The following is a 14,405-nucleotide window of genomic DNA, read 5'->3' as shown; positions in this document are numbered from 1 at the left end:
CTTAGGTTTGGGTTCCTTGTTCGCGGGGCGACTCACGCCGTCTCGAGCGCGCGCCGCTTGATCTTCTTGCGCCGTACCAACAGGCCGGTGAAGGCCTTGAAGCTCTGGTACAGGCCGATCTCCCGCATTCCCTTGCCAAGCTCGAAGCCCTTGTAGCTCGGGGTTTTCAGCATCAGCAGCTTCATCGCCCAGAGCCGCGGCAGGATCGTCGTGCGCCGGTAGTACTGGAACGGCTGGATGGCGAAGATGCTGCCGGTGTCGAAGGCCTCGGCTTTGACAACACCATCGGCCTCGGCGTTGCGAAAAAGTTCACGGCCGTTCGGCGTACGGATCAGGATCAGCGAGTTGCCCTCGCGTTCCTCGAACGACGGGTAGCCCTTCTCGTCGCCTTCCCAGCCATCGGCGCAGACGATGTCGGCGAACTCGCCGATGCCGTCCGGGCAGATCTTGCAGCGCGTCTGCAGGTGGCGGTTGAGCACCTTTCCCCAGGAGTCGTTGTAGGTCATGGTGCGCGCCTCGCCGTTCTTCAGCGTGGCCTTGGTCAGCCCCGGCCAGCCGTCGCCGCGGTAGCGGAAGGCGGTGACGTCCTCGCGCTTGGCCTCGAGCTTCTCCAGCACCTGCTCGGTGCCGTGCAGGCTCGGCGTGCCGGCGCACATGAAGGACACCACGTAGGGGATGTTCTCCTTCAGCCGCGGGTTGTGCGCCTGCATCTGGCGCACCGCGGCGACGTCGCACGGCTTGCCGACGAACAGGTACTTCTCGGTGGACATCGCCACCCAGCGCAGCGCCTCGGCCGGCGAGGCCGGCGCATAGCGCGAGCCGGAGGAGGCGATGACGTTCTGCCGCGAGCGGCTGATGATCGCCACGTTCTCCAGCGGATCCTGCGCCGAGGCCTGGATCTGGATCACCCCGTCGACCAGCTTGCGCTCCAGGCAGTACTGCGCCAGCGCCGAGATCACCCCGCCGGAGGAACCGGCCTGGCGGATCTCGTCGTCGGCGGCATAGCCCTTGAGCGTGTGCAGGATCTCGCCCCAGATGGGGTGGTAGTTCTTCGACTTGTACGGGCGGATGTCGAGGTTCAGCGCCGGGCACGACTTGGCGAAGGCGGCGGTGGTCTGCGCGTCGGCGATCTCGCGGTTGCGAAAATCCGGGTTGAGCGTCGGCCGGTTGTAGCCGTCCGCGCTCAGGCGCATGCGCAGGGCATCTTCGGAGGCGACCGAACTGCACATGCCGCAACCGCTGCACAGGTCGTTTTTCAGGACACGATCGAGTAGCGCTTTCATAGCAGCCTTTCCCTTGAGCTGCGGACCGCCAGTGGCGGCCCGGTGTTTGACGTTGCCGGTCATGCGCCGGCCCGCTGCTTGCGGTAGATGTTCTGCACCGCATAGCCGTAGATGAGCGTCAGCACGGCCATGCCGAGCGCCGATACCCAGGGCGCTGCCTGTATGCCGTTGCTGGGGATGAACAACCAGTAACAGGTCACTGTGACAACGCCGGAGAAAATGATTCCGAAGGTGCGCAAAAAACCGGTGCCCATGGCCATCAGCTGCACGCCCAGCCCGGCGGCGACGAAGCGCGCGGCGGTGAAGCAGGCGAACGCCAGCCACAGGGTGTTGAGTTCGGCGTAGCCGGCACCGAGGAAGTAGTCGGTGAACAGCGGGCCGACCAGGTAGAAGCCCAGCGCCAGCACCAGGCCCAGGGCGATGTATTCGCCGAGGATGCGTGCGCCGTAGCGGCCCAGCCCCGGTGTCTTGTGGTGCAGGCGGTGGGCGAAGCGCGGGATGTGCACGCTGGCCAGCAGCACGCTGAACGGCACCGCGCCCTGCACCAGGCGCGAGCCGGCGAAGTAGATGCCCGCCGCCTCGCGCCCGGCCAGGTGGTTGACCAGGATGACGTCGAGCTGGGCGAAGATGTTGGTCGCGCCGCTGTCCACCGCGAAGCTGGTCGAGCTGCGGAAGCGCTCGCCCAGGGTCTGCCGCGAGGTACGCAGGATGCCACCCAGGTCGAGGATCTTCGACAGCGCGCGCAGGGCGCTGGCCGCGTAGATCAGCCGCGAGGCGAGGAACGCCAGGCCGATGGCGACCACCTCGTTGCTGAGCAGGATCGCCAGGCCGACCAGGGCGAAGTGCAGCAGCGCGGTGATCACCACCAGGCGGGTCTCGCGCTGGAACTGGCCGATGCTGCGGAACACCGTCAGGCCGAGGTCGCCGTAGGACGAGGCCAGGGTGCCGAGCAGGAACAGCACCGAGGCGATGCGCTCGGCCGTGCTCAGGTCGAGGACGAAGAGGATCAGCGGCAGCAGGATCAGGCAGGCCGGCAGCACCAGCACCGTCTTCGCCGCCAGGCTGGCCGACATGATCTCCCCGGCGCGCTCGCGCTCGGCACCGATGTCGCGCAGCGCGCGCATGCCGAAGCCGTAGTCGGTCACCAGGGCGACGATGGTCGACCAGGTGATGACGATCGAGATGAAGCCGAAGTCGGTGGGCCCGAGCGTCCTTGCCAGGATCAGTAGCGTGCCCAGCTGCACGGCGGTCCGCGCCGCCGTGGTGATTCCCATCAGGGCATGATCGCGCATGGCTTATCTCTGGTAGACCGCCTGGCCCTGGTGCAGCGACAGCAGGATGCGCTCCAGGGCGTCGCCGTAGGCATCCAGCTTGCGGCGGATGATCGCGCCGCTGGCGGCGACCTCGGCCTTGAGCTGCTCGCGCTGGTCCAGGTAGGCCAGGACGCTGGACAGGGCGCTTTCGGTGGTCTCGGTCTTGAGATCGACGACGCGGTGATAGTCCAGCGACTGGTAGAGCCCGGCGAACTTGCGGCTGTAGGCCAGCGGCACCACCGGCACGCCGGCGGAGAAGGCGCCGATGGTGGCGTGCATGCGCGCGCCGACGAAGAAGTCCAGGCCGCTGATGTAGCTCTTGGCCTCGATCGGCCCGCGGAAGCGCGGCGCCAGCTTGAGCTCGGGGTAGCGCTTCTGCAGCGCCTGCGAGACGCTGAAGTCATCCTCGGCAGGGAAGCCGAGCGGGATCACGTGGGGCACCAGGTGCACCTCGTGGCCGCGCTCGAACAGCGCCTGGATCAGCTGGTCGGTCAGCGCCTTGTAGTCGGCGCGCAGGCCGAACTGGTTGGCGCTGCCCTCGTAGCCGCCGTGGTGCAGCAGCGCCGAGACGCTGATGCCCACCGCCAGCCGCGCCGGGTCGGGCTCGCGCACCTGGCGCTCGAAGGGCAGGTGGAAGGCGACGTCGATCACCTCGTCGCGGTTGGGCACGTCCAGCTGCTCGAGCACCGCGTAGGACTGGTGGTCACGGGCGAACACCATGCTGCTCTTCTTCATCACCCAGGCCGAGGCGCGGGTGCCCCAGTCGGACTTGAACGGGCCGATGGTCTGCGGCGAGAGGATCAGTGGCACCCGCGCGCCCAGGGCCATGCCCTTGCTGACCAGGAGCTTGATCAGGCGCTTGGCGCCATAGATGTCGGAGAAGCTGTCGCCCTCGCCGATGTCGAACACCGCGTCGCACGAGGCGATGGCCTGGTACAGGCCGTGGGGGTTCTTCAGCAGGGCCTTCTCGTTGAACTCGATGAACTCGTAGTTGAAGCGCTCGGCCGGCAGCGGGTAGTCGCACGGGCCGGAGGAGCCGATGATGAGGAACTCCGGGGTGATGCCGCATTTGCGCGCCGCTTCGTCGATCAGCAGCATGTTGGAGATGCTCAGGGCTCCGACGCCGAGGTTGCCGGAAGAGAACGAGTGCCAAAGCAGTCCGAATTTCATCGTGTGGTTACTCCAGAATCAGTCAGCGCTTGGCGCCGGAGAAGGGCCGAAGGAGGTGCAATCGTTGGCCAGGTGCTTCTGCAGGATGGCCATCTGCGGGCGGTCCTGGCGGTCGCGCGGCTCGATGGCCAGCTTGTACTTGCCCCAGCCGGGCCCGGCCGCCCAGTAGGCGCTGGGTATGCAGTTGTCGTTGAGGTAGCCGAGCAGGTTGTCCATGGCCACGCTGGCGGCGGGCAGGTCGTCGGGGACGCCGTACTCGCCGAGGAAGCCCTTCTGGCCGTGCTTCTTCAGCCACTCGACGAAGGGCCGCGCGCGCTCGACGCCGAGCATCGGGTCGATGTTGCGGCTCTTGCCGGGCAGGTACTTGCCGGAGAAGTCCTCGTCGAAATACAGGTGCGCCTCGTAGACGATGCGCTCGGCCGGGTCGCGCAGCAGGAAGTTGCCGTTGACCAGCGGCCAGTGGTAGGCGCTGGCCCAGCGCTCGCCCTCGACGAAGATCAGCGTCTGGTCGTCCACCTCGCGGATGGCGTCGACCGCCGCCTGCGCCGCGCCGGGCCAGAGGCCGACGGTGCTGTGCGGCTCGTTCATGATGTCGTAGCCGAGCAGCGCCGGGTGGCCCTTGAAGCGCTCGGCGAGCTTGCGCCAGACATCGGCGTAGGCGGCGTAGGGCACTTCGCTCGAGCCGATCAGCTGGCCCTGGTAGCGTCCGTAGTTGTGCATGTCGAGGATGACCTGCTGGTCATGCTGCATGGCGAAGTCCAGGGTGCGCTTGAGCAGGCTGAGCTGCTCGCCGTCCAGGCCCTCGCCGAGGTTGTGCTGCACCCGCTCCCAGAGGAACGGGAAGCGGATCAGGCGGATGCCCTTGTCGGCGTAGTACTTGAGGTGCTGCTTGGCCGGATAGTAGTAGTGCTTGCCGTGCTTGCCCGGGGTCACCTGGGGGGCGAACTCGGCGCCGGCGAGGTTCACGCCGATCAGGTCGATGCCGGTCCTGCCTGCCTCGTTCTGCGCAGCGGCCAGCGGCGCGCTCGTGGCGAGCGCCACCAGCAGGGCCAGGCGCGTCATGCGTCGAATGGTTGTGCAAGGGCTCATCGAACTGCCTGCCTTCGGACAATAGCCACCCGCCGGGGCCGCACGGGCCCCAGGGGAGGGGATGGGATTCGCGCGAGCCACGGCCCGCCTGGTGCAGCGGCGATGCGACGGCTAGCCGCCCCATCGCCCGTGCATCACTTGCTCACGTACTCGTACTGGTAGTAGCCGTACTCGCCGTAGGTGGAGGCCTTGCGGACCACGGCGTTGAAGATCACGCCCTTGACCAGCAGGCCGTTCTGCTCGAGGCGGCGCTTGGCGGCTTCGATTTCCTTGATGCCGTTCATGCCGTAGCGGGTGACCATCAGGGTGGTGCCGGCCTGGCTGCCGACCAGCGCGGCGTCGGTCACGGCGAGGATCGGCGGGGTGTCGAAGATCACCAGGTCGTACATGGTGCTGACTTCCTTGACGAACCGCGCGAAGTTCTCGTGCATCAGCAGTTCCGAGGGGTTCGGCGGCAGCTGGCCGTGGCTGATCACGTGCAGGTTGTTCAGCTGGGTCTTCTGGATCGCATCGAACAGGGTGATGCGGCCGGAGAGGATGTCCGACAGGCCCTTGTCGCCATTGCAACGCATGACCTTGTGCAGGTAGCCCTTGCGCATGTCGGAGTCGACCAGCAGCACGCGCTTGCCGGACTGGGCGATGACCGCGGCCAGGTTGGTGGTGACGAACGACTTGCCGACCGCCGGGCTCGGGCCGGTGATCATCAGCACGTTGTTCTTCGCCTCGATCATCGCGAAGTGCAGGCTGGTACGCAGGCTGCGCATCGCCTCGGTGGCCAGGTCCGCCGGGTCGTTGACCGACAGCAGGTAGGACGCGGCACTCTTGTCGCGCTTGAAGTTGGCCAGGCGCTTCTCCAGCGAAGACTGCTTTTCGCTGAACGGGATCGCGGCGTAGACCGGGGTGCCGGAGCGCTCGATGTCCTCGGGGTTCTCGACGCCGCGCTTGAGCGCTTCGCGCACATAGACGAAGGCAGTGGCGATGATCAGGCCGAGCAGGGTGGCGACGATGATCACCAGCGGCTTGTTCGGCTTGACCGGGCTTTCCAGGTCGGCGGCGGCATGGTCGATGATGCGCACGTTGCCCACGGTTCCGGCGCGGATGATGTCCAGCTCCTGGGTCTTGTTCAGCAGCATCGAGTAGGTTTCCGAGGAAACTTCCACGTCACGGTTCAGGCGCAGCAGTTCCTGCTGGGTCGAGGGCAGGGTGCCGATCTGCTTCTCCAGCTCGGTCTTCTGGTTCTGCAGCTGGTTGATCTGGTTCATCAGCGCCTGGAAGTTCGGGTGCTGGCGGGTGAAGCGGCGCTCCATCTCCGTACGCTTGAGGTTCTGCTCGGAGATCTGCTTTTCCAGGTCGACGATGCGGTCGAGCACCGACTGGGTCTCGGCGGTGATGTCCACCGTGCGCGAGCCGGTCTGGTACTTGTTCAGCGCGGTCTGCGCTTCCTCCAGCTTGCGGCGCACGGCCGGCACCTGCTCGTCGAGGAACTGCAGGCTCTGGGTCGCCTCGGCGGCGTTGCGCGCGACGTTCTGCTGGACGTAGCGGGTGGCCACCTCTTCGAGCACGCGCACGGCCTGCTCGGGGTCGGTGTCCTCGAGGGTGACGTTGACGATGCCCGACTGCTTGCCGTGCTCGCCGGCGGACAGGCGGTTCTGGTACGCCTCGGTGGTGTTGTAGGTGCGGTTCTTGATCACCGTGAAGGTGGTGCCGGGGCGGGCCAGCAGCTCGGCGACGTTGACGGTGTAGCCGTCGGCCTCGACCGGCTCGCCGACCACGCCCTGGGCGACCACTTCATCGTCGGTGTCGCGCAGGATGAAGCCGCCATTCTCCGCGGCCTCGAGGGTCAGCTCCTCGCCGTGCATCTTGTCCGGCACGTCGAGGCGGGTGATCCGCAGCTTCTCGCCGCCCCAGGCGTAGGCGTCCAGGCCGGTCGGGTACCAGCCCAGCTCGCCTTCCTCGCTCGGTTCGAAGCGGCGCGCCATGAAGCCGCCGATCACCGGGAAGTGGTGCGGCTTGATGATGATGTCCAGGTTCAGGTTCTCGACCGCGCCACCGACCACCGAGCGCGACTTGAGCAGGGCGATCTCGGTCTGCGCCGGGGACACCGGCGGGTTGGTGTTGACCACGTCGGTCAGGCTGGGCAGGCCGGTCTTGGGTTCGATCTGGATCATCGCGCTGGCCAGGTACACCGGCGTCGCCAGCAGCGCATAGGCGATGCCCAGCGCGGCGAAGAAGCCGGTGATGCCGATGATCAGCCCACGGTTGTTGATGAAGGTGTCAAAGAGGTGGGCAAGGTCGATGTCCTTTTCCTCTTTGGTCTCGTAGATGGGGCGAGGCATGGTGGTCATTGAAGTTCCTTTTCTTTTACTTCAGGTAAGGAAGCCAGCTTTCGACGGACTGCGTCAGAAGGCCGTGTACGTGCTCGAAGGCGGGGCGGGACTGGCGGTAGGGATCGGGGATCTCCAGCTCGTCGCGCCATTTGCCGATCAGGAACGTCTTGCCATGGACTTCCGGCGCCATCTGGCGGATGTGCTGGATGTGGCTGTGCTCCATGGCCAGGATCAGGTCGGCCTCGTGCAGCATGTGGGCATCCACCTGCCGTGCACGGTGAGCCGTGTGCTCCAATCCGTGTTCCTGCAAAACCTCGTGTGCGGTCTTGTCCATCGGGTTACCTACTAGTGCGCCGATGCCTGCCGAAGCGATCGTCAGGCCGGTTCCGCCGAGTCTGGCCTGGAGCATCGCCTCGGCCATGGGGCTTCGGCAGATGTTCCCGACACAGACGATGAGAATGTTCTTGAACATAAAAATCTCTGCCTCACCGGCTGGCCGGATCGGGCCGGCCGGTTTGGAACGCAAATGAGATGGTGTCTGTGATCATTAGTTCCTCCCTGATCGAAGGGCGCCGGCGCGCCCCGTTCGACAAGCCCCAGGCGGCTTGCCGGCGCCCGTGGCGTCAGTACACGTCCTTGTTCGAAATCAGCGCGGGTACGGTGCGGAAGAGGATGTAGAGGTCGAACCAGACCGACCAGCGCTCGATGTAGTCGAGGTCGTACTCGACGCGCTTCTCGATCTTCTCCAGGGTGTCGGTCTCGCCGCGGTAGCCGTTGATCTGCGCCCAGCCGGTGATGCCCGGCTTGACCCGGTGGCGCGCCGAGTATTCGGACACGGCGTCCTCGAACAACACCCCGGCGGCCTTGGTCGCGGTGGCGTGCGGGCGCGGGCCGACCATCGACATGCTGCCGAGGAACACGTTGATCAGCTGCGGCAGCTCATCGAGGCTGGTCTTGCGGATGAAGTGGCCGACGCGGGTGATACGGTCGTCGCCGCGGGTGGTCTGGCGGTCGGCGTTGGCGTCGCTCTTCTCGTGGTACATCGAGCGGAACTTGAACACCTCGATCAGGCGGTTGTTGTAGCCGTAGCGCTTCTGCTTGAAGAACACCGGGCCGCGCGAGTCGAGCTTGATTGCCAGGGCGATGGCCAGCATCACCGGCGCGGCGCAGAGCAGGGCGATGCTCGACAGCACGATATCCTCCAGGCGCTTGAAGAACGGCGACCAGCCACGCAGCGGCACGTCGGAGGCGATCAGCGTCGGCAGGCCGGCCACTTCGGTGATGCGCTTGTTGGCCCGGCGGAAGGCGACCATGTCCGGTACCAGCAATACGTTGACCGGCAGCTGGCGCAGGCGGTCGATGACCTGGCCGATGCGGCTGTCGGCGAACCAGGGCAGGGCGACCAGCACCTGGGTGACCTTCTCCTCGCGGATCAGCCGCTCGAGGTCGGCGGTGTTGCCCAGCAGCGGCAGGCTGGCCAGCTCGGCCGGCAGGCGACCGAGGCGGTCGTCGATGAAGCCGAGCACGCCGGTGCGGATGTCACGGTTGTGCTGCAGGTATTCGGCAACGCGGATGCCGTTGTCGGTGCCGCCGAGGATCACCGCGTTCTGCAGGTACATGCCGCGGGCCATGCGCCGGCGGAACAGCGAGAGCATCGCCAGGCGCTCGGCGCCGAACAGCGCCAGGCTGGCGAAGAACCAGAAGGCCAGGTGCTCGGTCTGCAGGTAGCCGAACATGCCCATGCCCTGGTGCATGAAGATCAGCAGGCTGAAGGCGGCGGCCCAGGCCAGCAGCATGATGCGGAAACGCAGCAGGGTGCTGAACACTTCCTCGCTGTAGATGCCCAGCGACTGGAAGATGATCACCGAGATCACCCCGAAGAACATCAGGAAGGCACTGAACGGTCCGCCCGCCGAAGGCAGGTCGGGCAGCATCAGCAACAGCAGGAGCCCCGGCAGGATCGCGGTCAGGCCATGGATCAGCCGGACGCTGGCAAGAAAGTAGTCGACGAAGCTTGGGTGAGCATACTCAAGGGTTCCAACAGACTGTAAACGCATCACAAGGCTCCTTCCTCAGCTAAAGCCGCTGACTCAATGCTCGAATTTGGTGTGCCGGACGGGGCGATTGATGGCAGGCCGCTATCGCATCCGCATCAGGACTCCTGCTCCGACCTTGGGGTATTTCAGGAGTTCAGTCCGGTCGGCGGATGCGACGGAAAATCAGCGAGTCGCGCAAAACGCGCGCAACTACCTGATTAGGCAGCGAAATTGCGCGGAATGAGCGGCTGCCACCGAGTCTGGACGGCAGCCGGGGTTGACGACGGGCGGAGCCTCATATCGAAGTTTTGGATTAATCCGGGGCCGCTTCGCTGGGCTACAACTTTCGCTGTCGGCTCCAGTCTCATGGGCAGTACCGCTGCAAAGGACGCGTTCGATGACAGCTCCCAAGGCTCTGCTGATCCTGCATGGCAAGCAGGCGACCAATGCCGATGTCCGCGAAGCGGTCGAGCTCCAGCGCGAGCTCGGCTGGGACCTGGCCGTGCGTGTGACCTGGGAGCCGGGCGACACCGCGCGGCTGGTGGATGAGGCGCTGGCGGCCGGCTACCGCACCCTGATCGCCGGCGGTGGCGACGGCACCCTGCGCGAGGTGGTGCAGGCGCTGCTGGCCGCCGGCAGCGATGCCAGCCTGGCGTTGCTGCCGCTGGGCACGGCGAACGATTTCGCCCGCGCGGCGGGCATCCCGCTGGTATCCGGCGAGGCGCTGGCGCTGCTCGACGAGCCGCCGGTGGCCATCGATGTCGGCCAGATGAACGGCGAGCCCTTCGTCAACATGGCCACCGGCGGCTTCGGCAGCCGCGTCACCGCCAGCACCTCGGAGGAGCTCAAGCGCGTGCTCGGCGGCGGCGCCTACCTGCTCACCGGGCTGACCCGTTTCGCCGAGATCGGCTCGGCCCATGGCCGCTTCCAGGGGCCGGGCTTCGATTGGGAAGGTGACTTCCTCGCCTTCGGCGTCGGCAACGGCCGCCAGGCCGGCGGCGGCCAGCTGCTCTGCCCGCAGGCACTGGTCGACGACGGCTTGCTGGATGTCTGCATCGTGCCGGCACCGGAGGACACCGTTGGCACCCTGGGCACGCTGCTCAGCGGTGGCCTGCTCGGCGTCGAGACGGTGTCGGTGAGCGCCCGCGTGGCCTGGCTCGACATCGAGGCGCCGCAGCCGATCGACGTCAACCTCGACGGCGAGCCGGCGCTGGGCGAGCAGCTGCATTTCGATGTCCTGGGCAAGGCCCTGCGCATGCACCTGCCGGGCGACTCGCCGCTGCGCGGCGGCGCGACGGCGCCCGGCACGGACGCCGATCCGAAATCTGCGCGGGGGAGGTAAAGCGCGGCGCGCGGCGGCCGATACCCCGGTATCCCGCGTTCACAAGGAGTCGGCCATGGCCGGAATTCTCGATTCAGTCGATCAACGTACCCGCCTGGTGGGACAGAATCGCCTGGAAATCCTCATGTTCCGGCTGTCCGGGCGGCAGAAGTTCGCGATCAACGTGTTCAAGGTGCAGGAAGTCGTCCAGCTGCCGAAGATGACCCTGATGCCGCACCGCCACAGCTCGGTGTGCGGCGTCATCAACCTGCGCGGGCAGACCCTGCCGGTGATCGACCTGTCGCTGGCGATCGGCCTGCGTCCGCTGGTGCCGGACGAGCGCAGCACCATCATCGTCACCGAGTACAACCGTACCGTGCAGGCGTTCCTGGTCGGCAGCGTCGACCGCATCCTCAACCTGAACTGGGACGAGGTGATGCCGCCGCCAAGCACCGCCGGGCGCCAGCACTACCTGACGGCGATCACCAAGGTGGAGAACGAACTGGTCGAGGTGATCGACGTGGAGAAGGTGCTCGCCGAGATCGTCCCCTACGACACCAACATCCCGCCGGAGCGCCTGGCCGACCCGCTGCTCGAGCGCGCGCGCGGGCGCGAGGTGCTCTGCGTCGACGATTCCAGCGTCGCCCTGGCGCAGCTGCGCGACACCCTGGTGCAGCTCGGCGTGACGATCCACACCGCGACCGACGGGCTCAAGGGGCTGAACCTGCTGCGTGCCTGGGCCGATGCCGGCGAGGTGCTGACCGACAAGCTGCTGATGGTCTTCACCGATGCCGAGATGCCGGAGATGGACGGCTACCGCCTGACCACCGAGATCCGCCACGACCCGCGCATGCGCGACCTCTATGTGGTGCTGCACACCTCGTTGTCCGGCTCGTTCAACCAGGCGATGGTGCAGAAGGTCGGCTGCGACAACTTCCTCTCCAAGTTCCAGCCGGAAAAGCTGGTCGACGTGGTGCGCGACCGCCTGCTGCGCGACACGCCGCACTGAGCCCGGCTGCGCTATGCTGCGGCGCTTCGCGAACGGAGGCGCCGCATGCATCTCTCCTCGATCTACCGATTCCCCCTCAAGTCCGCCAGCGGCGAGGCGCTCGTCCGCGCTCGCAGCGATGCCCTCGGCCTGGTCGGTGACCGTCGCTGGATGCTGGTCGACGCCGACAGCGGCCGCTTCCTGACCCAGCGCGTGCTGCCGCAACTGGCCCTGCTCGAGGCGCGCTGGCACGACGCCGCGGCGCTCGGCCTGGCGGCGCCCGGCATGCCGCCGCTCAGGGTCGGCGTGCCGGCAGGCGAGGCCGCGCGCGGCGTGCAGATCTGGAACAACCAGGTGCAGGTGCCGGATGCCGGCGAGGCCGCGGCCGAGTGGCTGAGCCGCTGGCTCGGCCGGCCCTGCCGGCTGGTGTACATGCCGGCCGGGCAGGGCATCCCGATCGACCCGGCCTATGCCGGGCCGGGCGAGCGCGCTGCGTTCAGCGATGGCTTTCCCTTCCTGCTGATCGGCCAGGCGTCGCTGGACGACCTGGTCGAGCGCGTCGGCCGGCCGCTGGAGATGCTGCGTTTTCGCCCCAACCTGGTGGTCGCCGGCGCCGCGCCCTATGCCGAGGATGGCTGGAAGCGCATCCGCATCGGCGCGCTGGAGCTGCGCGTGGTCAAGCCCTGCTCGCGCTGCGTGATCCCGACCATCGACCCGCGCACCGCCGAGCGCGCCGCCGACCGCGAGCCGCTGGCCACGCTGATGAGCTACCGCAAGGGCGATGGCGGGGTGTTCTTCGGCCAGAACCTGATCGCCGAGGGCTGCGGCGAGCTAGAGCTGGGCATGCCGGTAGAGGTGCTCGAGTAGCGCCGCCGCGCCTCACTGGCCGTCGAAGAAGCGCTCGTGCCACTCCACCAGCGGTTGCGGGGTGTTGAGCTTCTGCCCGTAGATCACCGAATAGGTCAGCACGTTCTGCACGTACTGACGCGTCTCGTCGAAGGGGATGCTCTCCACCCAGACGTCGAACGACAGGTGCGAGGCGTCGCGCAGCCACTGGCGCACGCGGCCCGGGCCGGCGTTGTAGGCCGCCGAGGCGAGCACGCGGTTGCCGTTGAACTGGTTGTAGATCTGGCTGAGGTAGGCGGTGCCGAGCTGGATGTTGACGTTCGGATTGAGCACCTGCTGCGGCGAGGACAGCGGAATGCCGAAACGCCTGGCGGTTTCCTTGGCGGTGGCCGGCATCAGCTGCATCAGCCCGCTGGCGCCGACGTGCGAGCGCGCATCGGCCATGAAGGCGCTTTCCTGGCGGGTGATGGCGAAGGCCCAGCTGGGGTGGATCTCCCGGGCGCGGGCGGCGCTGACCAGGGTGCTGCGGTGCGCCATGGGGAAGCGGATGTCCAGGTCGTCCCAGTACTGTGCCTGGCTGATGCTGCGGATCGCCGGGAAGTACCAGCCCTTGTCGTAGGCCAGCTGGGCCTGGGCGACCAGCTCGTCGCGGTCGAACAGGCGGCCGACGTGGTACCACTCGCGGCGGCCGTCGACGATCTGCCCGCGGTCGTGGAATTCCAGCGCGCGGCGGATGCCGGCCGTGTTGCGCACCTTCTGCACCACCCTGAGTGGCAGCTTGAGCGGCTGGTGGTTGAGCTTGTAGGGCGCCTGGATGCGGTCGGCCGAGAGGAAGCCGTAGAAGTCGCGCTCCTCGGCCACCGGCGCGTAGAGCGGGATGGCCTGGGGCTTTTCCGGAGCGGTCAGTTCCAGGCTGCGCGCCCGCCAGTAGCGCCAGCGGTTGGTCTTGGCCAGCTCGTCGGGGAAGCGACTGGTCAGCCGGTAGGCATCGTCCCAGCGACCCAGGCGCAGCAGCAGGCGTGCGCGCCATTCGCTGACGGTGTTGTCGCGCAGTTCGGGATCGTACTCGGCCATCACCTGCAGGGCGCGGCTGTCGAAGCGCTTGGCCAGGGTCAGGCCGATCTGCCGGGCGATGGCGACCTTTTCCTCGGCGGAGAAGGCCATGCGCCGGGCATAGCCGTCCAGCAGGCCGAGGGCCTTTTCCGGATCCTGGCGGGCGAGGCGGCGCAGGCCGATGGAGACCACGTCGGCCATGGCCGGGTTGGCGGCGCCGAAGCGCTCGGTCTGCGCCAGCAGCTGCGGCTTCTGCGCGACTTCCACCAGCAGCTGGCCGTAGGCCCGGTGGCTGCCGAGCTGCTTGGTCAGGTAGCTGGCCAGCCCGTAGTTGCCGTTCTCCACCGCCAGCTTGGTGCGCTTCCAGAGCCGTTCCTCGGTCAGCCCGCCGCGCGCCTGCCACATCTCGAACAGGCGGTCGCAGGCTTCGGGCTGGGACTTGCCGACCAGCCACAGCTTCTCGGCGGTCTGGTCGCCTTCGGCGATGCCGCGGCCGACCTGGTACTGGCCGAACAGGCAGTCGAGTTCGGTGAAGTTGAGCTTGGGGTCGTAGTGATCGAGGAACGGCTGCCAGTCGCCGCGCGCCGCCAGCAGGCGCAGCCAGCGCAGCTTCATCCAGCCGACCTGGGGCAGGTCGCCGTGTTCGGCGAGGAATTTCTCCACCTCCGCGTTGCTGGCCGTCTTCAGCCGCGCGGTCAGCTCGTCATAGGCGAGATAGGGCTCCAGCGGATAGTCGCGCAGCGCCGCGGCGTAGCGCCGGTAGGGGCCGCTGTCACCCTTGGCCAGCGCCCGCTTGGCTTCGTCGTAGTACTGGCGTTGCTGGGACAGGCTCGCGGCGGTGGCCTGCAGGGCCATGGCCGCGAGCAGGAGCAACAATAGGAGGCGGGGGAGTCGACTGCGCATGAGACTTCCGGGCAAGGGGTTCGAGCAGGGCGCTACAGGCGCTAGCTTAGCCTGCCGCCCGGAGCAGTTAAACGTG

Annotated in this window: 11 protein-coding genes; 3 read left to right on the top strand and 8 right to left on the bottom strand. The window is 67.2% G+C overall.

Features of this window, described 5'->3' with window-relative positions:
- Positions 1–32 precede the first annotated feature (32 nt).
- The 7 genes from L3N39_RS18590 to L3N39_RS18560 form a co-directional block, all read right to left on the bottom strand.
- On the bottom strand, positions 33–1,283 hold the full coding sequence (locus L3N39_RS18590; RefSeq protein WP_237258912.1) for a Coenzyme F420 hydrogenase/dehydrogenase, beta subunit C-terminal domain: 1,251 nt from the start codon (positions 1,281–1,283) through the stop codon (positions 33–35).
- Positions 1,284–1,342: 59 nt separating this feature from the next.
- The gene (locus L3N39_RS18585) at positions 1,343–2,575 is read right to left on the bottom strand and encodes a lipopolysaccharide biosynthesis protein (protein WP_237258910.1); all 1,233 of its coding nucleotides are present in this window, start codon (positions 2,573–2,575) and stop codon (positions 1,343–1,345) included.
- A 3-nt stretch (positions 2,576–2,578) separates the two neighbouring features.
- Entirely contained in the window at positions 2,579–3,766 is a 1,188-nt protein-coding gene (locus L3N39_RS18580; protein ID WP_237258909.1) for a polysaccharide pyruvyl transferase family protein, read from the bottom strand.
- 18 nt (positions 3,767–3,784) lie between these two features.
- Positions 3,785–4,855 (bottom strand): glycoside hydrolase family 5 protein, encoded by a 1,071-nt coding sequence (locus L3N39_RS18575; protein ID WP_237258908.1) that lies wholly within the window; start codon positions 4,853–4,855, stop codon positions 3,785–3,787.
- A gap of 134 nt (positions 4,856–4,989) precedes the next feature.
- Positions 4,990–7,200: a polysaccharide biosynthesis tyrosine autokinase gene (locus tag L3N39_RS18570; RefSeq protein WP_237258906.1), complete on the bottom strand. Its 2,211-nt coding sequence runs from the start codon at positions 7,198–7,200 to the stop codon at positions 4,990–4,992.
- Between the two features lie 16 nt (positions 7,201–7,216).
- Complete coding sequence (locus L3N39_RS18565) at positions 7,217–7,654, bottom strand: low molecular weight protein-tyrosine-phosphatase (protein ID WP_237258905.1); 438 nt, start codon at positions 7,652–7,654, stop codon at positions 7,217–7,219.
- 151 nt (positions 7,655–7,805) lie between these two features.
- On the bottom strand, positions 7,806–9,239 hold the full coding sequence (locus L3N39_RS18560) for an undecaprenyl-phosphate glucose phosphotransferase (RefSeq protein WP_237258903.1): 1,434 nt from the start codon (positions 9,237–9,239) through the stop codon (positions 7,806–7,808).
- Positions 9,240–9,615: 376 nt separating this feature from the next.
- Between L3N39_RS18560 and yegS the strand changes: the two genes are divergently transcribed.
- From yegS to L3N39_RS18545, 3 genes are read left to right on the top strand one after another with little or no spacing between them, the layout of a single operon-like run.
- Positions 9,616–10,560: a lipid kinase YegS gene (gene yegS, locus L3N39_RS18555; protein WP_237258901.1), complete on the top strand. Its 945-nt coding sequence runs from the start codon at positions 9,616–9,618 to the stop codon at positions 10,558–10,560.
- Between the two features lie 55 nt (positions 10,561–10,615).
- Positions 10,616–11,548: a chemotaxis protein CheV gene (locus L3N39_RS18550; protein WP_237258900.1), complete on the top strand. Its 933-nt coding sequence runs from the start codon at positions 10,616–10,618 to the stop codon at positions 11,546–11,548.
- Between the two features lie 45 nt (positions 11,549–11,593).
- Complete coding sequence (locus tag L3N39_RS18545) at positions 11,594–12,394, top strand: MOSC domain-containing protein (protein ID WP_237258898.1); 801 nt, start codon at positions 11,594–11,596, stop codon at positions 12,392–12,394.
- 12 nt (positions 12,395–12,406) lie between these two features.
- Here the strand turns inward: L3N39_RS18545 and L3N39_RS18540 are convergent, their stop codons facing one another.
- The gene (locus L3N39_RS18540) at positions 12,407–14,329 is read right to left on the bottom strand and encodes a transglycosylase SLT domain-containing protein (protein ID WP_237258896.1); all 1,923 of its coding nucleotides are present in this window, start codon (positions 14,327–14,329) and stop codon (positions 12,407–12,409) included.
- Between the last annotated feature and the right edge of the window lie 76 nt (positions 14,330–14,405).

Origin of the sequence: Pseudomonas oligotrophica (assembly GCF_021726475.1) — a bacterium.
Classification (GTDB): Bacteria; Pseudomonadota; Gammaproteobacteria; order Pseudomonadales; family Pseudomonadaceae; genus Stutzerimonas; species Stutzerimonas oligotrophica.
This window is presented reverse-complemented; position numbering and strand designations above follow the sequence as displayed.